Genomic DNA, 18,864 nt, shown 5'->3' on the forward strand with positions numbered 1-18,864 from the left:
ATAGATGGCGGGGGATTGGTTCATGGATGGAACTATGGTTTTTTCATCTTTTTTGTCAGGCATATTGCTCATTTATTCTGGTAAGCAATATGGTGGAGTAGACAACAATAATTTCACAATACAAAAATCGAGGGACTGTCTTTAACCTCCATGCCGCTTGATATTCAAACCAATCGATGCCGCTACCATCCGACAAATTGATTCAAAAACTACGGGCATTACTAAGTTAAAGTTGGACTAGATGTTGGATGCAGATCAGCTAGTTCATGAACGAGACTATGCGGATGTACTTTGCGAATCCTAAAGCCGTCCTGCCCGTTCTGAGAAATGGTGAAGTGGTTTTACTGCCCTGGGGAAGAAGGCTTAATCAGGAGGGAGTGCTACCCGCTACCGGCTGGGCAAAACTGGAATCGATCTATGGCGGCATTTGGGAGAAATATCACCCCATTCCCGTAAAAATACCGGCGTTAAGCTTTATGGAGAAAGACTTTGAAGGTCATGGGCATTGGTATGACTTGCAAAAAGGGCAGTTTATACAGGGGTTGGTGGCAAGAGCAATGAACAGCAATGAACGACGAGTGTATGTCGTGACGCTAGAGCCAGAATTAGAAGATAATCAAATTCATGCCCGGTGGCCAAGAGTTGTTCAAGCAGGTGAGCCAAGTCGCAGACGCGAATAATATCTACTGCTTGACAACTGAAAAACACTCCTCCAGAATGAAACCATTCTCGTCTGTAATTATTTGCAGACTGAATCGCTAGCAGAACGAACTTTCTGCTCTCAATTAGATATGTCTACGGATGTATCAATACTCCTCAAAGTATTTCACAAAAGAGTCTGTCTTCTACGGAGGACAGACATTTGAAATGTAGTTCCCAATAGTTTTTTAAGAAAGTTTAGGCCTTATCGCAAAGCCTTCCTGCGGGATGATTTTGCCATAAGGTTTTTTCAAGCAATTTTCATGTTGCTTGTGAAGTGAACGTCGGCACTAACCGACACTCAATCGTTGTGATCTAAACTGCTCACAACACTACCCTCGGGGTCAGATGAATATCGGCCCTGGGCGGATAATGTCATTTGGCCCCTTTTTTGTTTTAAAGGAGCGTCAAATGAGCAATCACGAAGATTTTCCCGCTTTAGGTAAAGATGCTTGGACATTCGATATTCCGAGTGCTGAGCCGTGTCGTCTATTTTTGACAGAGCAAAACAATACGCCAACTCAAGTTTGGTTTATGGCAAGCGATGGCAAGACTAATGACGATTTGGCGCTGTTTGCGAAGGTGTTAACACTCGACCTTCAGCAAGAGATGCCAGACAAAGTACAGGAAAAACTGAACATGCTGGCGGGTGTTGCCGGCACAGGTTTCAGAATGGCTTTTCCACCTACGGGTGAAAAGCAGATGATGAAAGGCCAAGTAAGCGCCATTGCAAAACTACTTCTGTATAGAGGTGGTTTTATGATGACGGATACTCCCGAACTGCGTCAGCAGCATAAGGGAGATATCTGGAGTGTGGATGTCTTAAATCCGTACACGCAAACGGTTTTCACCATCAAGATCTCAGAGCCAATGGTTGAAGGCCGTAAACGTCCTGTCAGTATCTGGCTGGAAGGTCATAACCCTGAAATATTGGATGGGCTATGTGCTTTGCTCTCAGCAGATATGGTGAAGGATTTATCACGACTTGCCATCAAGCTGAAGGCATTGCTCGAACCCCAAACCTCTATGACAGGCATGACTGAGTATCGACTCGACAATTTGAGCGCGTATATCGCTTACGTGTTGTTGAGCCGTTATGAAACTCACTTCTACATGGACAAACGCATTAATGTCATGCCGTATGTAAATGTAGTGTCGTTAAATAGCAATAAGTCATCCAATGAACGTAGTTTTTCACATGTATTGGAGGTTGGCTGAGAGTCCTAAAGAGTTGCCCTTGCGGCGACTCTTTTTTTAGATGCATTGTTAATCAGTGCGACTAAGAAAAGGGTTTCTGCGCTGAATACTTGTTATTCAGGCTGAAACGTTAAGCAGTAGCGTTAATTACTGCTCTCATGGGTGTTTGACCAAGGTTGAACACTGTAATTCAAGTCCTGCCCTCAATGGGAGTGTAGGAAACCCTTTTTAGGAGAAGTTTATGTCAGTCAATAAAGTGATTTTAGTTGGTCGTCTGGGTGTTGATCCGGAGTCTCGTGCATTTCCAACAGGTGGCAGTATCTGCAATCTGCGAATTGCAACCTCTGAGTCCTGGAGAGACAAACAAACAGGCGAACGACAGGAAAGAACGGAATGGCATCGGGTAATTCTGCGTAATAAGTTAGGTGAAATTGCACAGCAGTACCTGAAGAAAGGCGCACAGGTCTATATCGAAGGGCGTATTCAGACGCGTAAATGGCAAGATAAAGGTGGTAATGATGTTTATACCACTGAAATTGTCGCATCTGAAATGACCATGTTGGACAGCAAATCGAATGCAGGCTCATCTGCAGGAGATATGCCACCACCAGCTGGTGGCCATAACGATATGGATTACAATCCGGGTGATTACGGTAGCGGTGAAGACTACTACGGTTAAGGAGGCACATCATGGCTGCAACTAACTCAAAAGTAGTTCATATCCAAAATCAAAACGGTGAAACGAATCAGTATGTGAAAGTCTCTGCCCGTGTACCTGAGTTTTTAAAGGTATATGGTCCAGATAAAGGCTATCGCGTATTGGCTCATTCCACTGACTACCTGGACTTTGCACAGGGCCGAAAGGAACTGTGCATTGCACTGGCAGCACAAGGGAAGCTTCCTGAGCAGCATATAAAGGAGCTGATGGATGAGCGTAAAGTTGTCTTCAAGTCGCAATTAGTGGACAAAGATGGCAACGTGGTCGCGGAGAGTTCTGCAATCAAACCAATTTGGAATCTTAAAGATTACGAATCCGGTGAGACGGCAGCTTTTCAACGATTACTCGCTCGTTTGGGATTTGGTGGCGATGTCTTTGATTCAGATGAAGACAATGACATGAATTCCCAAGGCCTTGCCTTTGATACTGTAAGTGATGCGCCTAGTCAAAGTCAGACAGTGGTCATGCAACCTGTTGCGGTAGAAACACCTCGCAACGAGCCAGAGCCTGCTGAACCTGCCGAGACTAAGACCGTCAGTTCTACGGAGAAGACGGAACCAGCCACGCCTGTCCAACAACGACAGACAAATGACACAAGCACCAGTCGCGGTGTAAAAGCAGACCCGACCAAGGTCCAGCCCGCACAACGACGCCAGCTTGAATCATTGGCCAGAGTGAAGGGTGTAGATTGCCCTGTTGTGAATACTGTTGAAGAGTTTCGCAATGCACTGTTACATCTGAAAGGTTTACCTTTACTCACTTGAAAAAATTAAAACCCCTGCCGATTTCGGTGGGGGTTTTTCTTTTATCAGTCTGATCCAGTTATCCAAAAGTCGATTAATCCTACTTCTAGCCGAGTGCTCTATTCTCAAATAATGTGGGTTCGCCTCGATGTTTGCGGGCCGCTACATCTATTCGCATTTCAGGAATTTTGTCTATGGGGGCCTAGGGTGCTACTATACTAGGTAATGATCAAAACGCCGGATGCAATCCGCTGGATAGGCTGACCGATTAGCTAAAGTTATTCCGGTAAGTCCCGATAACAAGAGTAGGGAGTATTCCGAAGGGGTTAGAGTATGGGCGTCAATTGCATACTGCAATTGGCAAACCAACAGCGTTTTTCTCGAATGGTTATCAGTGAGATGTCAACCAACTTTGGCTTTCAAAGCACGCAGAAGCGGCCATTGTCCGCCACGCTTAAAAAATGGGTGCATACCTTGATGCAAAGGTTCGTTCAAATCACGTATATGTATTTAGTGGAGGCATTGTTGTGATATCTACCATAAGCAGCCAGCCACTTGGAGTGCAAAATAAATACGCTAGTTTGGAAAAAACGGGATCTGGAGTCGAAGAGAAACCTATCAAGGACAGTGCTGGTCCTGAAAATAGTAATAACGACGTTACTATTTCAGATGCTGGCAGGAAAGCACTAGAGGCGTCCAGGGGCGGTCAATCCCCTAGCTATTACGAACAGTTTATGCCGACCTATGACGGATTTACAGCTGCTAATATTGCATTAGGTGTCAAAGAGCCTGGTCGTGATACATTTTCTGCTGGAAAAGATTTTAGCCAGGTTGCGATAGATGCACGCGCTAGTATGGATAATAATTATGAGCGCCTGGAGTCGATTGGAAAGTCATATCCGCCAAATAACGCACCTGCAGAAAGCAGAAATTCGTTACTGGGTGAGCTTGATAGGCGAGCACTCTATGCTGTTGCAAGTAATCAAGGCGAAATGTTCACAAAAGATGAGCAGGCCATAGCTCGTAATAAAATGAATCAACAACAGGGGCTTGCCATGGGACTTTACAGCGGTCCGACGAGCGAAAAGGATCAGTTTTCCGACCCTTTTGTTGGGAATATGGCGTCTAAGTTCAAAGCTGGGATAGAATTTTTAGATGCTGTAGGCAATGAGGAAAAAGGGACCTCTTTTGAATATGCGCACCAGCGCGCGGGCGTTCAAAAAGCATATGAAAGTGCGTCAATCAAAAACGGAGAGATACCAGAGGATTTTATGTCAGATAGTCCTCTTATAATGTTGTTATATGAAGCTATGGATGCAGCAGAGAAGTTTGGATCAAAAAGTATTACAGAGGGTCAAATTCTGAACGCGGAGGATATACGAAAACAGTCTTGGTTTAGTGGTTACGAGAATAGGTTGGATGATTCTATAAACGCCACCAGAGAGCTATACGTACCCAACTTCACTAAATAAATAGCCGAAAAGACAATATCTTATAAATAATTCACTGTGCAATGTATATCTACGTTACACAGTGAATTAATTGGGTATACGGATTTAATGGTTGATGGGGCATCTTCACCCCACCAACCTGATACCACCCTCAGATGGTTGATAGATCGACCCCGTAGTTGAGTTCCTCTGCGAAGTCCGGCAGTCCGTAACCGATGGTTTTCTTGTGGAACGGAGAGACCTTTGCAGTCGGGGGCTTCTTCTTGTGCTTCGTGGTGTACAGCATTCGTGCCCGCATCACCTCGAAGGAGTAACCACGCCCTTCACGGTTCTTGTCCTTCGCCAGTCGGTTGATGGACTCCGTGTAAGCGTTGGTGACGGGCATGTCCGTCTCGAAGTAAGTCATGATCTCTTCGCGCCAGTTGCCTACAGCCCTGACCAGATCGCTCCAGACTTCCTTCTGGCCCTTCGGAATGGTGGCTATCCAGTCGTCCAGGGCGGCTTCTGCCTGTGGCCGTGTGGTGGCATTCCAGATGCCGTAGAAGCTCTCCTTGTGCTCGTAGGCGGCCAGCAGTTGCGGGAATGCGCCAGTCCAGGTCTCCATAATGAGGCGTTCCCGGTCTGATACTTCGTGAGCGCGTTTCAGCAGGAGTTTCCGGTCTCCCTTGAGGGTTCGGCTCTGGGAGGGTTTCAGCTCCTTTCTGAGGCCCTTGCGGACCTTTTCCAGGGCATCGTTCGCCATGCGCACCACATGGAACTTATCGACCACGATACGGGCCTGTGGCAGCACCGCCTTGACCGCTGCCCGGTAGGGGTTCCACATGTCCATGCTGACGATCTCGACCTTCCGCCGGTCTTTCAGCTTCATCAGGTAGTTGGTCACCACATCCCGACGGCGGGTGGCCAGCAGGTCGAGCAGGGTTCGCTCCTCGATGTTGGTTAGGATGCAGCGGTAACGCTTGTTCAGGTACAGCTCGTCGATACCCAGAATGCGGGGAGTCTCGAAGCGGTGCCAGCGCCCCAGGAACTCGGCGCGGGCATTGAAGATGTCGCGTACCGTCTTCTCGTCCAGGCCGGTCTGTGCCGCCACGAAGGTGTAGGGATGGTTGAAGGACTCCTTCTCCACGTATTCATGCAGCCGCAGCGTCATGCGGAAGCCGTCCACCATCTCCGGTAACTGGGGCCTGAAGGTGGTCTTGCAGGCCCGGCAGGTGTACCGGCGGCGGACCACCCAGAGGGTGACCCGCTTGCCGTAGATGGGCAGATCACGATAGGGAACATCACGCTTGCCGAACCGCACGAACTCACCCTGCACGCCGCATTCCTCGCAGGCAATGGGATCGGGCACGTCCACCTGAAAGTGCATTTCGTCGTCGGTGGATTTGCAGCCCAGCACCTGGTACTTAGGCAGGTGCAGGATGTTGTCGGGCATTTCGGTCATGCGGTGTTCTCCTCATGGTGGAAGCTCCATAGCTATTGCGACAGATTCCCATTAATCATCAGTGTGGCGCAGTACGGGTTTGGCAGACTGCGCCGTAAAGGGAAGAAGAACCGGTCAATGCAAGGGACTATCGCCAAGTGTGGAAACCTGTCCTTTCCTGGCGTTGACAAGTACGGCCACGATGATGGCTGCGATGCCAAGAGCAACCCCGCTCGCCGCAAGTCCCAAGCCATAACCCTGAATCAGCGCATCACCGGCTGACTGCACCAGTTCGGCATCGCCGACTTCCCGACCGCGATACAGAGAAGCAAATGCCTCGGGCATCCGACTGGCCGTGACGGAGACAGAAATGCTCGAAAGGATAGCCAGCCCCAACGCAACACCAATCTGTTGCGACGCGTTGAACAACGCCGATGCGATGCCGGTCTCCTGTGCTTGCACACCCTTCACGGCCGTCAATGCCAGCGCAATGACCGCTCCCACGAAACCGAAGGCGGTGAGGAAGGCGGCTGGCATGAAGTGCCAGCTATAGTCGAGTTGTTGCCCGATGGTCGAAAGCCAGAACAATGCAGCGCTAGCGACCAGCGCAGCCGGAGCTGCGACCTCGCGCGGCGTAAAGCGCATGACAAGCTTTGAACTGACAACAGCACCAATGATGATACCCACCCCAAAGGGCAGAAACGCCATGGCGGTCAGGGTCGGGCTATAGCTGAGGATGTGCTGCAAATAGAGCGTCAGCAAATAGATCATGCCCATGGGGCCGAAGCCCAGCAGCAGCATGGCCAGGTACGAACCGGATCGGTTGCGATCCTTGAACAAGCGGAGCGGCAAAAGTGGATCACTGCTGCGCGACTGTAAAACCAAGAACAGCGGCAGCAGGATAGCCGTAGTGGCGAATGCAATGAGCGTAATGCCATCGGTCCAGCCATGTTCACCACCACGGGTAATTCCATAGACGAGTGCTGCCATGCCGATGATGCTGGAAAGCGCTCCCGTCAGGTCGGGGCGTCCCTTGTGCAATTCCGCTTCGACAAGTGTTCTCGAACCAGCGAGCACCGCCAAACCGATGGGTACATTGATGAAGAACGCCCAACGCCAGCCAAGCAGGCCTGTCAGAAATCCTCCAAGAATCAATCCAGCAATAATGCCAAGGCCAGACCGAGTGGGCGCTCTGGTCGCCTGAGTGAGAAGGGGACTCTGTGGACATCGATTAACTCCTTTGTGTTTAGTGCGATTACCGAACACCGGTTGCGCTGACTTTTCACAAAAGGGTAATCGTTCCAATGGTTGGAAGGTCAAGGCTGCGTTTGCATGCCTTGCACAGAGAGACTGTCGGCATCGGCCAGGTCTTATCAATAGCCGTGCATTTGGCAGCCCGTCGGCACAGAGCACTCGACAAATCAAAGTCTGAGGCTCCGCAGTTGACCTTACCAGCGTTGGAAAGACTAGATTGGTCGCTGGGACGATCAGGTTCCTCAATTCTCTGATTCTGTGAAGGAGTTCGATATGTATCGATTCAACGTTAACGGCATGACCTGTGGCCACTGCACATCCGCCGTCGAAAAAGCCATTAAAAGTATCGACCCACAGGCGGAAGTATCTACAGATATAGAACACGCCGAGGTCACCGTGCGCAGCCAGGTCAATGAGGCGCGTATCAGTGATGCCATCCGCGAGGCTGGGTACGATAATCAGCACCTTGCCGGGTAATCATTCAGGTCAGGGCAAGGACGCCGCTTCTGAAGTAGACGCGTCAGCGCTTCTCTTTCCCGCGACGTTGCGTGCAATTGGGTTCAATCCCGATAGCCCCGAAGCGCGTGGAATTAAGTTCTCGCTCACCCTTAGGCGTTCCTTTCACTACGCCATCCCCGGCCAGACCGCTGATAATCGGGCAGTCCGGCCGAGCGTCGCCCTGGCAGTTTTCCGCCAGGTGCTTGAGTGCACGGCTCATTTTCTGGAGTTCGCGCGCCTTGAGCTCAAGCTCCGCGACATGCTCAAGCGCAAGACGTTTGACGTCGGCGCTCGCACGACCCCGGTCGCGCCAGAGCGCAACCAGTTCATTCATCTGCGCCACCGAAAACCCGAGATCCCGTGCGCGCCGGATGAAGCGCAGGGTTTGCACATCCTTGTCCGAGTAATCCCTGTATCCAGCTTCGGTTCGCAACGCTTCCGGAATCAAGCCGATCGATTCGTAGTAGCGGATCATCTTCGCCGATACACCCGATGCCTCCGCTGCCTTTCCAATATTCATAGCCATGCCTCTCCAGATAACATCAAGCCTGCACTGTGGCAGGCTCGGTTGTCCTTATTTCGCTTGTGCAAATTCCACCTGTCTCTGCGACACGTCGTTGTCGTCCGTCCCCATGGGTGAGCGGAAATGACGCAATCTCAGTGCATTGCCGAGTACAAACACCGACGACAGTGCCATGGCGCCGGCAGCGAAGACGGGCGAAAGCAGGATGTCGTAGGCCGGATAGAGCACACCTGCCGCGACCGGAATCAAAGCCGTGTTGTAGGCAAACGCCCAGAACAGATTTTGTCGGATGTTGTCGATGGTTGCCTTCGACAAGGCGATCGCCTTTGGCACACCTTGCAGGTTACCCGACATCAGCACCACATCAGCCGCTTCAATGGCAATGTCCGTACCTGTGCCAATGGCAAGACCTACATCCGCTTCGGCCAGAGCGGGAGCGTCGTTGATGCCATCACCGACGAACGCCACCTTGCCGTGCTCTCCCTTAAGGCGGCGCACCGCGTCGACCTTGCCGTCCGGTAGCACTTCCGCCACCACCTCGTCGATCCCGAGTCGCGCCGCGATGGCCTTGGCCGTGTGGGCGTTGTCGCCGGTGATCATCGCGACCTTGAGCCCGAGATCGTGCAGGGCCTTGATGGCAGCAGGCGTCGTTTCCTTGATCGGGTCGGCAACGGCGATAATCGCCGCAAGCTTGCCCTCTATCGCAGCATAGAGCGGAGACTTACCCTCGTCGCCGAGGCGTTTGGCGACCTTGGAGAACGCCGCCACGTCGTGACCGAGTTCGCTCATGTAGCGGTCAGCACCTATCTCGACCCGCTTGCCACCGGCCTCAGCCTTCACGCCAAAACCCGTCACCGATTCGAAGTTCGACACGTCCGGCAGTGAGATGTTCTCCGCGGCGGCGGCGTTCACGATCGCACGGGCGATCGGGTGTTCGGATTTGGCCTCGATGGCCGCGACCAGAGCCAACACGTCTACGTGCTCGAATCCGGTGGCCAATTCCAGATCGGTGAGAGCCGGTTTGCCTTCCGTCAACGTGCCCGTCTTGTCAACGGCAACGACCTTGGCATCTTTCAACAACTGGAGTGCTTCACCCTTGCGGAAGAGCACGCCCAGCTCGGCACCGCGGCCAGTGCCGACCATGATCGAGGTCGGTGTGGCCAGCCCCATGGCGCAAGGGCAGGCGATGATCAGCACCGCGACGGCGTTGACCAGCGCGAAAGTGAGCGCGGGCGACGGGCCGAACCACATCCATGTCCCGAAGGTGAGAATCGCTGCCACAAACACCGCAGGCACGAAATACATCGTCACCTTGTCGACCAGCGCCTGGATTGGCAGCTTCGACCCCTGCGCTTCTTCCACCATGCGGATGATCTGCGACAGAACGGTGTTGCCGCCGACAGCCGTCGCACGGATGGCGAATGCGCCTTTCTGGTTCACCGTTCCGGCCACGACCTCGCTGCCGTGCTTCTTGGAGACGGGGATCGGTTCTCCCGTGATCATCGATTCATCGACATAGCTTTCGCCTTCGATGAGTTCGCCATCCACCGGAATGCGATCGCCGGGACGAACCTCGACGATATCTCCCGACAAGACGGAGTCGATCGGCAGTTCGATCGACTTATCGTCCCGACGCACCCGTGCCATTTTGGCCTGAAGCCCGACAAGACGCTTGATCGCCTCGGAGGTGCGTCCCTTGGCGCGAGCCTCCAGCAACCGGCCGAGCAGGATGAGAGTGACGATAACAGCGGCGGCCTCAAAGTAGACGTTGACGGCTCCGTCGGGCAGGAACCCCGGCGCGAAGGTCGCCACGAGCGAATAGCCATAGGCTGCCATGGTGCCGACCGCGACCAGGGAGTTCATGTCGGGGGCAAGCCGCCCGAGGGCCGGAAACCCCTTGTGGTAAAAGCGGATGCCCGGCACGAACAGAACGATGGTTGTCAACACGAACTGGAGATACCAATTCGTCTCCATGCCGATCGTTGAGGCAATCAGGTCGTGCATGCCAGGAATGAGGTGTGAGCCCATCTCCAGAATGAAGACAGGCACGGTCAACACCGCTGCAATCGTGAAATCACGTGTCAGTCCACGGCGTTCCGCGTCCTTCTTCTCGGTGCGCTCATCGGTCTCGCCCCGACGGCTACCCGTAGCAGCCGCGATTACCCTGGCATCATATCCCGCGTTCTCGATAGCCGTCACCAAGGCGGTCGCATCGGCGCTGCCCTGGATCGTGGCTCTTTCAGTCGCAAGGTTGACAACGGCACTGGTGACGCCGGGCACAGCCTTGAGCGCCTTTTCGACGCGACCGACACAGGACGCGCAGGTCATACCTTCGATGGAAAGCTCTGTGGTCTCAGCTGGCACCGAATAGCCAGCTTTCTCGATAGCGTTGATGAGTGATCCGCGGTCGAGTGGCGAAGCGGACTGGATATCGGCACGTTCGGTCACCAGGTTCACCGTAACAGTGTCAACGCCCTCGACCTTCTTGAGTTCAGCCTCCACGCGCCCGACGCAGGAAGCGCAACTCATACCTTCGATGGGAAAGCTTGTCACCGTCACAGCCGACGGATTCAATTTGTCTTGAGTATGCATCATTCGTCTTCTCCACAAGCATCTCCTGATGATATTCCAGAAAGATAAACCTTCCTATTGTGGGAAGGTCAAGCGCTAAATTTCCTGATGCATAGTTACCACACCCAGTACTTACGGGAACATCGAATCCGGGTTTAGGTTGAAAACTCCATACGAGTGTTGTCAGCAGTCAGTGGCACATCGGACAAATTCGCGCTAAGGGAGCGTTCGAGGTAGACAGAAGGATGCGCGATGAATTCTCTAGTACCACAATCCTTACGCATTTGTTCCAGGCCTCGCCAACCAGTTTTTCCGTTGGGAAAGTGTAATCTGTGATTGCACGCCAAAGAGATAATCAACCAGCTAATCCGAATACCCAATTAATTTTAGTAAGATCAGTTTAAAAAAATTTATTCTACGGTAAATCGTACAGAATACTCACCAGTAATAAAGTTTTGTAGAATTACTTGTGATTCACAATCCGATGCAGGCTCAGCTCCATCTGAGAACTGGTATAGAGATCCGACTTTAATTACCGACCAGTTAAATCTGCAGCTTTGATAAGTGAAAGCACCTGCATCAACGGTGCCGGGGGTTTCTGATACAACAACGCTGGTATCGTTCGCAAATAACGGATCTGGCGCTGGAGGTGTCACAATTCCAGACGTATTCGATCTGATTAAAGTTTCATCTGAATTGCTGTCATTCACCAGCTCTATAGTCGTGGCCGCCGCGAGAGTCGGTAGTGATGTGGCAAACAATAAAGCTGCAAAGATCAAACGTAATGGTCTTATCTGTCTCATAATATTCCCCTAAGAGCTGATATTCATTCGCGTACCCGCTATTGGAATTAACGGCGGATTTCTCGCTCTGTTCGCCCAATGAGTGTAGTTGCAGAATTGAATTTTTAAAGCACAACTCATGCTGAAATGAAAATTATTTAGCAAGGGCCAGTCGTCGACTAATTACTGCGCAACTTTATGAATTGTGGAAAAAATGGTGTCGATATCATTGATGCCAAAGGCTTAGCGTACAATTTTTTCCGTTTCGTGAACTGACCCCTTCATGGTAGTACTGGTAAAGTTTCCATCCGAACTTGATTATGATGAACCAACCTTTATTTCGCTCTACTTTTTTATTGTTATTATCCATTGATACCTCATTTAACATCAGCCACAACCGGGCTGTTCAAATGTATTTATCGTTTTGGATCGTTAAGTGTTATTAAGCCGCTTTACCGGATTGCGCGAAAAGCCCCGTCGTTCAGGGCGGGGATGAATAGCGCGGACGGCAGCGCCGTCCTTTGAATACTTAATGAGGTGTTTGCTGTTGCTCGATGTATTGCCGAATGATTTCAATCGGCGCACCGCCGCAGCTTCCAGCGAAATAGCTTGGCGACCACAAGGCCCCGCCCCACAGTTTCTTCTTAATGCTTGGGTAGTTCTTTTTTCGGATAAGAAGACTGGATACGCCTTTCAGGCTATTAACCAGTTTCGATATTGCCACCTTAGGCGGGTAGTTCACCAACAGGTGAACGTGATCGTCCTCTCCATCGAATTCCACCAACTCCGCTTCAAAGTCGGCGCATACATTGGAGAAGATTTCTTGAAGGTCGTCCAGAATGGCTTTTGTGAATACACCACGGCGGTATTTAGTCACAAAGACCAGATGAACGTGCATCTTAAAAACACAGTGTCTACCGTGCCTAATGTCATTGTCATTGCCCATAGACCAGAGTATGATTGAATCATGCAACGACTTCAAGTTTTCAAATACGAATTAATGCCGGACGGCGAACAACAGCGCAATATGCGCCGTTTCGCCGGGTCGTGCCGTTTTGTATTCAATAAGGCATTGGCGTTGCAACAAGCGCACTACGCAGAAAGCAAAAAGAAGTTGTCTTATGCCGATTTGTGCAAACAACTGACCGAGTGGCGCAAGAGTAGCGAAACGCAATGGCTATCTGAAACCCATTCCCAACCCTTGCAGCAAACGCTTAAAGACCTGGAACGAGCCTATAAAAACTTCTTCGAGAAACGCGCAGACTTTCCTCGCTTCAAGAAGAAAGGCCAGTCGGATAACTTTCGCTATCCGCAAGGTTGCAAGCTCGACCAAGGCAACAGCCGGATTTTTCTGCCAAAACTAGGCTGGGTTCGCTACCGCATCAGCCGGGAAGTGTTGGGTATTGTGAAAAACGTCACCGTATCCGGCAAACAAGGCAAGTGGTATGTGTCGATTCAAACCGAGCGCGAAGTCGAAGCGCCTATCCACCCGTCGACCGCCATTGTCGGCATCGATATGGGCATTGCCCGTTTTGCCACACTGAGCGACGGCAGCTATTTCGCCCCGCTCAATAGTTTCAAACGCCAAGAAAAAGCCTTGGTGAATGCTCAGCGAGCCATGAGCCGAAAAAAGAAGTTCAGCAACAACTGGAAAAAGGCAAAAGCCAAAGTCCAGAAAATCCATGCCCATATCGGCAATGCCCGACGCGACTACCTGCACAAAGCCACGACCACGATCAGCCAAAACCACACGATGGTGTGTATCGAGGACTTGCAGGTTCGGAATATGTCCAAGTCAGCATCAGGCACTACCGAGACACCGGGCAGAAACGTCAAGGCCAAATCCGGCCTGAATAAAGCCATCCTAGATCAAGGCTGGTATGAGTTCCGCCGCCAGTTAGACTACAAACTCGCTTGGAATGGCGGACAACTCGTTGCCGTACCACCCCAAAACACCAGCCGGAAGTGTCCGTGCTGCGGCCATGTCGCCAAAGAGAACCGACGCACACAAGCCCGGTTCCGGTGTGTTGCGTGCGGCTTCGAGGAAAACGCCGATGTAGTTGGTGCGATCAACATTCTCAGGGCGGGACACGCCCGTTGCGCCTGTGAAGTGAGCGACGCAGTAATGTCGCCAGCAGCAGGAACCCACCGAAGCAACTCATTGCGGCGCGATGCCGGGATGAGCGCCGTAGGAATCTCCGGCCTTTAGGCCGGGGAGGATGTCAAGCAGTTGTGAATTGGCCTCCATGCGAAGGTCATACCTTTCTGTCATATTTCATTCACATTTTCTGTGGATAAGTCTGTCAGTAACCACATAAGGTCGTTGGCCAGTCGAAAAGAAAGTCCGCTGGTTAAATAATGAGCAACGTGATCCAAGGCGTTGACACCCATCTGTTAAATTGGTATTTTCGTATCCAAATATCGCTTCCTGCGATTCTTGGCTCCCGCCAGGCTCAATAAGATACGTCCACTGGCCGTACTCTCAGCTCGAAAGAGCAAATCCGATTGAAGTAAATTTTTTCACGCAGAAATCTTTTGTGTGTCTGCACGTCTGTACGTTTTTTTCGTGCCTCCAGACCAAAGGTTTCTGATCGACATTTATTTGTCGATTGAAAGCGGCTTGCTGACCGTTTAATCAGCACTCAATCACCCTTCAGGGCACACAAACTGCCCTGTAGGGATAGCTTTGTCTGTGCCATTCCGAAGGATTTTCAATTCAAGGAGGCACAAATGAAGTTTAAGACGCTGAGACGTGATGAAGTCCTGCAAGAGATCATCAAACAAGCGGGTGCAAATGCAGAATTTAAAGTATCCCGTGTAGATCAGAAGGACGACCATGTTACTCGCGCCATGTGGGCGGGTGACAAGTTAGTAATCATTCTCGAAAAGGCACGCAAAGTCGTGGGCTATAACCTTTTCAGCAGATCCCAACAAAAACGAGCTAAAAAATATTCGCATGCTTTCCTCGAAGAGAAGCGGATTTTGTGGCAAAGGAGTGAGCAATGATTCTCAGTCCTAGCCGAGTTCAGAAGGGTCAGACTTGCATGAAGCAGGTCTGGTACCACTACAAGTTGGGTATAAGACCAAAAGTTACTTCAGCAAACCTTGCTTTCGGTAAAGCGGTGGATGACACCGTGATGGATTACTTAAAGGCAGCAACGCTGGGGAATCGGATTTCTTCTATTGAAGATGTCTTTCTAAGACATTGGAAAAAGCAGTCATCAATTTCACTTGAGTATTCGTCTACACAGTCGGAGCAAAAGCTGAAAGACATGGGTGCTGCGATGGCTGGGAAGTTTCCAGCTGCGTGGGAGGAGTCTGAGCTGATGGTTTTTATCATGCCAGATGGTTCACCTGCATTGCAGGTCGAACTCGCAGTTCAGTTAGCACCGAAAGTTAAATTGCGGGGTTATCTGGATTTAATCGCTATGGATCAGCTTGGCAGAGTCATCATTATCGACATCAAAACAACCGGTGTTGCCTATGATGATTTGTATGTTCGCCAATCCGATCAGTTAACGGCGTATCAGCTGCTCGTAGATAGTCATGCGCAGACGTTAGGGATAGAACAGGCCGACCAGGTTGGTTTCATGTGCTTGCACAAGAAAAAAGACCCGGTTATCCATTCTCCTCAAATCGTTGACCGCAGACCGTCAGAACGAGTCTCGGAATACATTCAGACCTGTCAGTGGTTTGTTAACGACTACAACAATGGGCGGTTTAACCGCAGCCCGCTTGGAGCCTTTAACAGTCCTTGTTCAATGTGTGACTTTAACCGGTTATGCAGTGAGGGATGCACTGAAGATTTGGAGATTCCAGATAGAGCGAAAGTTGCTCTGCAGTTAGCAGCGTAGGAGGACGAGAAATGATGCAATTAGCATTGGATCTCGATCTCCTTCCCCTCAACACAGAAGAGTGGAATTTAACCCCAGAGCTGGCTGAGGGGCTGCACGAAGAGCTCTACATCAAAAGCATTACGTTATTGCGTGACTCCCCACCTGGAGGAGAGCAATGGCGAGAAATAATGTCTTGGTTGGACGAGCCAATCGTTAATGATAATCGCCCCTTTAGCTTTGCAACGTGTTGCAAGGTGATAGGGATCGAAGATCCGGAAGCGAATCGCGACTCAATTAAAAAATATCTGGCTATGTGAATAGTTAGAAATCGTTTCACCCCTTGGGGTGGTTTTATACCACCACCCCTTCGGGGGTGGTGTTATTTCATTTTGGAGATAGCACATGAAAACAATGCAATACGATATCGGTTTAACATTTGGCATCGAGGCAGCAAAGGGACAATTTATTACTGGGTACGAACCGGGTTCACAGTATGTTCCAGTCGCTGAAGCTAATTATCGTTTTGACAAAGGTGTTTTACGAGATCTGATGGTCTGGTGGAACATGAACCTGGCAGGCGTCAATAAAGACGGCATGTATTTGTTCGGACCCACGGGTGCGGGTAAATCGGCTGCTTTAGTGAACTTTTGTGCATTACTGAATATACCGATGTATGAAAAAACGATATATGAAGGCATGGAGTTTGACGTTCTGATGGGCCGTACTGAAATCGTCGGTGGAGACACTGTATTTATGTATGGTGTTGTGCCACTGGCGATGGGTGCAGAAAATGAACCTGGAATACTGGTGCTCAATGAGATTGACCGAGCAGATGATGCAGTCTTAACTGGACTGTACGAAGTATTAGCAGGGCGTCCTTTGGTTCTGGATGCAGCTGGTCATCATGTCGTAAAACCTGACGATGCATTTTGTTTTGCAGCAACAGGTAATACGAACATGGCCGGTGCTAGTGATGATTACAGTAATGCCAATAAGCAAGACCTGGCATTTGTTGATCGTTTCTGGAAAGTATCTGTGGGCTACCCGGAAAAAGAAGTGGAAGTAGGCATTCTGAAATCAGTGGTACCGGATTTATCCGACGAGCTGTGCGAAAAGATGGTTGATGTTGCAAATGACATTCGCAATCTGCACACCGAAGGGGAAAACCGGATACCGTTGACCATGAGTACACGGACGCTTTTACGCTGGGGACATATGACCAAAGCTTATCACGGGTTTGGCCGTGCAATAGAAGATTCACCTATTGCATACGCGTTGAACCGGGCACTACTTAATGTAGCTGACCGACCAACCCGAGCGGCCATTATCGAAGTTGCTGAATTGCACATCGGTGATGCCTGGACAAGTGGTTCTGCTCAAGCAACGACTGGAAATGGAGGTAAATCATTCAATGACTGATTTGTATGATCTCTACCGAAACGACAGTCCAGCTGGTCAAGGGACAAAAGACTGGGCCGTTAAAGTCACAGCAGCAAACGAGCTTACCGTTATGTTTGGTAAGACCGGCTCCAAGCTGCGTACCAGGGTGCTTAAATTAGACCTTGGCACGGATGCGAGGAGCGAGCTGATTCAGCGTTCAAGCCAAAAGCTGAGTGAAGGTTACTCACTGATTGGTAAGGCGCGTATCGACGACAAAGGCAATGTCACGTTAGCTCAGGATATCGAGCAAGCAACGTGGAGTTTGTCTGAGTTGGACGAGGTGGAAGTGGAAACCGCATTGAAATCACTGGTTGATGACATTGTGGAATACAGCTTCGACACTGGCTTTAATATATTGCCGATATCGGCTGAATATGACGCAAACCTGAAAGGAGCCATCATTTCGTGTGATGGCTTGCTTCCAACGGGAGGCTGGCAAATCGCAAGAGATGCTGGATTAAGCTTCCTATCAGGGGGAAAGTCATGGGGGGTGGCAAGATCGATTACTCGCTACAGCTTTTGCTGCTGGTGGGTTTATCGAAAAAGCTCCCCGATGGCAGCGTTACAGCCGTAGCGTCTAAAGGGCAGACTGATCGTGATTTAATGCCAAGCAAGCGAGGCCTACCGGCTGACTTTGTTGAAGGATTAGAGCTACCGAGAAGCTATGTTCGAGAAGTCGCACAGGCAATTGGCATAATAGCCAAACCAGTTCAGATTTTATCTCAGGAGGCTGTCAGTACGCCGACAGCTATTTGTTTTTAATTCAATTGAGCCGTTCCCTTCGGGGAGCGGCTTTTTTGTTTGTAATGCCCTTTAAAGCAATTATGGGGTACTATCGCCAAATTTTTATCTAAGGATAGATTCATGGCATCAAGAAAATGTAAGAATTGCGACCACCAATCCGAAACCACTGGAAATTTATGCCCTGCATGTGGAAAGGAGTACCCCACAAATACCAACGTTTATATCTTCTATCTTTTCGTTTTAGTCGTTATAGCTCTTATATTCCTGTTTTCTAGTGAAGAAATTGAAGAACAAATAAAAACAGAAGACATTGCTATCTGCGTTAAAGGTAGCAGTGGCTACAAAGGTAAGCACTATAAAAACGCCTGCAAAGACAAATCTGTTCAGCTAACAGGCTTTGTCAAAGCGATTGATGGTAATGAATTTACTTTGTATACCAGTGATCAAATTGAATACGGCTCGCACAAATTCTATGTCTATCCCAAATCTAATCGTTTTAAAGTAGGTTTAGATCAAAAAGTAATTGTAGAGGGTATCTTTGATAGCTATAGCTTCGGTGGCTATGCGAGAGTAGACGATGCAGTTATAAAACCAATTGAATTGGCTGATAGCGAGATAAATGCTAGACAGAGAAAGGAAAATGCTAAGAAGCTAAAATCTCAGCAAAAAGAAAATCTTTTTGCTTATATGGCTTGTGCTGAGGAATTTGAATTATCAAAACCAGGCACTGAATGTCCAAAAGCATCAGACTTAAATAGCGAATCAGCTCATCTTCAAGAGGATGGAAGCATTAACGTAGACGGCTTATGTTTCTTTGGTAAGCTAAGCATCACATTTTCATGTGAATTCCAAAATGGTTTACCAACAATAAAAGAATTCAAGATTCACTAATACCTTTAAGCAACTATGTATTTATTTAATGAGGTCTGGAATAGATAACCGGCTTGGACCAATATCCGGTTATTTATTCAAATCAGTAAGATAGCCC

The 18,864-nt window shown here is 49.8% G+C and carries 19 protein-coding genes; 13 read left to right on the plus strand and 6 right to left on the minus strand.

Annotated elements, in window-relative coordinates; genetic code table 11:
* Positions 1–266: 266 nt before the first annotated feature.
* From AC08OG_RS15440 to AC08OG_RS15460, 5 genes are all read left to right on the plus strand, one after another.
* A complete protein-coding gene (locus AC08OG_RS15440; protein ID WP_226069776.1) occupies positions 267–680 on the plus strand; it encodes a hypothetical protein in 414 nt (137 codons plus the stop codon).
* A 430-nt stretch (positions 681–1,110) separates the two neighbouring features.
* Entirely contained in the window at positions 1,111–1,917 is an 807-nt protein-coding gene (locus AC08OG_RS15445) for a hypothetical protein (RefSeq protein ID WP_482930626.1), read from the plus strand.
* A gap of 220 nt (positions 1,918–2,137) precedes the next feature.
* Positions 2,138–2,575 (plus strand): single-stranded DNA-binding protein, encoded by a 438-nt coding sequence (locus tag AC08OG_RS15450; RefSeq protein WP_264177802.1) that lies wholly within the window; start codon positions 2,138–2,140, stop codon positions 2,573–2,575.
* An 11-nt stretch (positions 2,576–2,586) separates the two neighbouring features.
* Positions 2,587–3,378, plus strand: a complete 792-nt coding sequence (locus AC08OG_RS15455) for a hypothetical protein (RefSeq protein ID WP_283630480.1) — start codon at positions 2,587–2,589, stop codon at positions 3,376–3,378.
* A gap of 440 nt (positions 3,379–3,818) precedes the next feature.
* Positions 3,819–4,829: a hypothetical protein gene (locus AC08OG_RS15460; RefSeq protein WP_292398643.1), complete on the plus strand. Its 1,011-nt coding sequence runs from the start codon at positions 3,819–3,821 to the stop codon at positions 4,827–4,829.
* 130 nt (positions 4,830–4,959) lie between these two features.
* Here AC08OG_RS15460 and AC08OG_RS15465 read toward each other — a convergent pair whose 3' ends face one another.
* Positions 4,960–6,249, minus strand: coding sequence for an ISL3 family transposase (locus tag AC08OG_RS15465; RefSeq protein ID WP_482930627.1), 1,290 nt, complete (start codon positions 6,247–6,249; stop codon positions 4,960–4,962).
* Between the two features lie 114 nt (positions 6,250–6,363).
* Positions 6,364–7,794 (minus strand): MFS transporter, encoded by a 1,431-nt coding sequence (locus AC08OG_RS15470; protein WP_482930628.1) that lies wholly within the window; start codon positions 7,792–7,794, stop codon positions 6,364–6,366.
* On the opposite strand from AC08OG_RS15470, the gene AC08OG_RS15475 reads away from it, so the two are divergent.
* Positions 7,756–7,959: a heavy-metal-associated domain-containing protein gene (locus tag AC08OG_RS15475; RefSeq protein WP_063977589.1), complete on the plus strand. Its 204-nt coding sequence runs from the start codon at positions 7,756–7,758 to the stop codon at positions 7,957–7,959. The two genes, AC08OG_RS15470 and AC08OG_RS15475, sit on opposite strands and share 39 nt — an antisense overlap.
* Positions 7,960–8,002: 43 nt before the next feature.
* Here AC08OG_RS15475 and cueR read toward each other — a convergent pair whose 3' ends face one another.
* The 4 genes from cueR to tnpA form a co-directional block, all read right to left on the minus strand.
* Complete coding sequence (gene cueR, locus AC08OG_RS15480; RefSeq protein ID WP_482930638.1) at positions 8,003–8,500, minus strand: Cu(I)-responsive transcriptional regulator; 498 nt, start codon at positions 8,498–8,500, stop codon at positions 8,003–8,005.
* 54 nt (positions 8,501–8,554) lie between these two features.
* Entirely contained in the window at positions 8,555–11,095 is a 2,541-nt protein-coding gene (locus tag AC08OG_RS15485; RefSeq protein WP_482930639.1) for a heavy metal translocating P-type ATPase, read from the minus strand.
* Positions 11,096–11,484: 389 nt separating this feature from the next.
* Positions 11,485–11,877 (minus strand): hypothetical protein, encoded by a 393-nt coding sequence (locus AC08OG_RS15490; RefSeq protein ID WP_417585820.1) that lies wholly within the window; start codon positions 11,875–11,877, stop codon positions 11,485–11,487.
* 508 nt (positions 11,878–12,385) lie between these two features.
* Entirely contained in the window at positions 12,386–12,802 is a 417-nt protein-coding gene (gene tnpA / locus AC08OG_RS15495) for an IS200/IS605 family transposase (protein WP_226069670.1), read from the minus strand.
* A gap of 21 nt (positions 12,803–12,823) precedes the next feature.
* Between tnpA and AC08OG_RS15500 the strand changes: the two genes are divergently transcribed.
* From AC08OG_RS15500 to AC08OG_RS15530, 7 genes are all read left to right on the plus strand, one after another.
* Positions 12,824–14,065, plus strand: a complete 1,242-nt coding sequence (locus AC08OG_RS15500) for an RNA-guided endonuclease InsQ/TnpB family protein (RefSeq protein WP_482930629.1) — start codon at positions 12,824–12,826, stop codon at positions 14,063–14,065.
* Positions 14,066–14,586: 521 nt separating this feature from the next.
* Positions 14,587–14,862: a hypothetical protein gene (locus AC08OG_RS15505; protein ID WP_226069779.1), complete on the plus strand. Its 276-nt coding sequence runs from the start codon at positions 14,587–14,589 to the stop codon at positions 14,860–14,862.
* Positions 14,859–15,710: a PD-(D/E)XK nuclease family protein gene (locus AC08OG_RS15510; protein ID WP_482930630.1), complete on the plus strand. Its 852-nt coding sequence runs from the start codon at positions 14,859–14,861 to the stop codon at positions 15,708–15,710. Before AC08OG_RS15505 ends, AC08OG_RS15510 begins: the two co-directional genes overlap by 4 nt.
* An 11-nt stretch (positions 15,711–15,721) precedes the next feature.
* Positions 15,722–16,009, plus strand: coding sequence for a hypothetical protein (locus AC08OG_RS15515; RefSeq protein WP_482930631.1), 288 nt, complete (start codon positions 15,722–15,724; stop codon positions 16,007–16,009).
* 85 nt (positions 16,010–16,094) lie between these two features.
* On the plus strand, positions 16,095–17,111 hold the full coding sequence (locus tag AC08OG_RS15520) for an AAA family ATPase (protein WP_482930632.1): 1,017 nt from the start codon (positions 16,095–16,097) through the stop codon (positions 17,109–17,111).
* The gene (locus AC08OG_RS15525) at positions 17,104–17,706 is read left to right on the plus strand and encodes a hypothetical protein (protein WP_482930633.1); all 603 of its coding nucleotides are present in this window, start codon (positions 17,104–17,106) and stop codon (positions 17,704–17,706) included. Before AC08OG_RS15520 ends, AC08OG_RS15525 begins: the two co-directional genes overlap by 8 nt.
* A 290-nt stretch (positions 17,707–17,996) precedes the next feature.
* Positions 17,997–18,767 carry a hypothetical protein gene (locus tag AC08OG_RS15530; RefSeq protein ID WP_292411773.1) on the plus strand — a complete coding sequence of 257 codons (771 nt, stop codon included), beginning with the start codon at positions 17,997–17,999 and terminating at the stop codon, positions 18,765–18,767.
* Positions 18,768–18,864 lie beyond the last annotated feature (97 nt).

The organism is Methylophaga sp. F7, from assembly GCF_056863975.1.

Excerpts from the sequence above, each read along its gene's own strand:
- AC08OG_RS15440 (WP_226069776.1), top strand. The coding sequence starts at position 267 with ATGAACGAGACTATGCGGATGTACTTTGCGAATCCTAAAGCCGTCCTG.
- AC08OG_RS15445 (WP_482930626.1), top strand. The coding sequence starts at position 1,111 with ATGAGCAATCACGAAGATTTTCCCGCTTTAGGTAAAGATGCTTGGACA.
- AC08OG_RS15450 (WP_264177802.1), top strand. The coding sequence starts at position 2,138 with ATGTCAGTCAATAAAGTGATTTTAGTTGGTCGTCTGGGTGTTGATCCG.
- AC08OG_RS15455 (WP_283630480.1), top strand. The coding sequence starts at position 2,587 with ATGGCTGCAACTAACTCAAAAGTAGTTCATATCCAAAATCAAAACGGT.
- AC08OG_RS15460 (WP_292398643.1), top strand. The coding sequence starts at position 3,819 with ATGGGTGCATACCTTGATGCAAAGGTTCGTTCAAATCACGTATATGTA.
- AC08OG_RS15465 (WP_482930627.1), bottom strand. The coding sequence starts at position 6,249 with ATGACCGAAATGCCCGACAACATCCTGCACCTGCCTAAGTACCAGGTG.
- AC08OG_RS15475 (WP_063977589.1), top strand. The coding sequence starts at position 7,756 with ATGTATCGATTCAACGTTAACGGCATGACCTGTGGCCACTGCACATCC.
- cueR (WP_482930638.1), bottom strand. The coding sequence starts at position 8,500 with ATGAATATTGGAAAGGCAGCGGAGGCATCGGGTGTATCGGCGAAGATG.
- AC08OG_RS15485 (WP_482930639.1), bottom strand. The coding sequence starts at position 11,095 with ATGCATACTCAAGACAAATTGAATCCGTCGGCTGTGACGGTGACAAGC.
- AC08OG_RS15490 (WP_417585820.1), bottom strand. The coding sequence starts at position 11,877 with ATGAGACAGATAAGACCATTACGTTTGATCTTTGCAGCTTTATTGTTT.
- tnpA (WP_226069670.1), bottom strand. The coding sequence starts at position 12,802 with ATGGGCAATGACAATGACATTAGGCACGGTAGACACTGTGTTTTTAAG.
- AC08OG_RS15500 (WP_482930629.1), top strand. The coding sequence starts at position 12,824 with ATGCAACGACTTCAAGTTTTCAAATACGAATTAATGCCGGACGGCGAA.
- AC08OG_RS15505 (WP_226069779.1), top strand. The coding sequence starts at position 14,587 with ATGAAGTTTAAGACGCTGAGACGTGATGAAGTCCTGCAAGAGATCATC.
- AC08OG_RS15510 (WP_482930630.1), top strand. The coding sequence starts at position 14,859 with ATGATTCTCAGTCCTAGCCGAGTTCAGAAGGGTCAGACTTGCATGAAG.
- AC08OG_RS15515 (WP_482930631.1), top strand. The coding sequence starts at position 15,722 with ATGATGCAATTAGCATTGGATCTCGATCTCCTTCCCCTCAACACAGAA.
- AC08OG_RS15520 (WP_482930632.1), top strand. The coding sequence starts at position 16,095 with ATGAAAACAATGCAATACGATATCGGTTTAACATTTGGCATCGAGGCA.
- AC08OG_RS15525 (WP_482930633.1), top strand. The coding sequence starts at position 17,104 with ATGACTGATTTGTATGATCTCTACCGAAACGACAGTCCAGCTGGTCAA.
- AC08OG_RS15530 (WP_292411773.1), top strand. The coding sequence starts at position 17,997 with ATGGCATCAAGAAAATGTAAGAATTGCGACCACCAATCCGAAACCACT.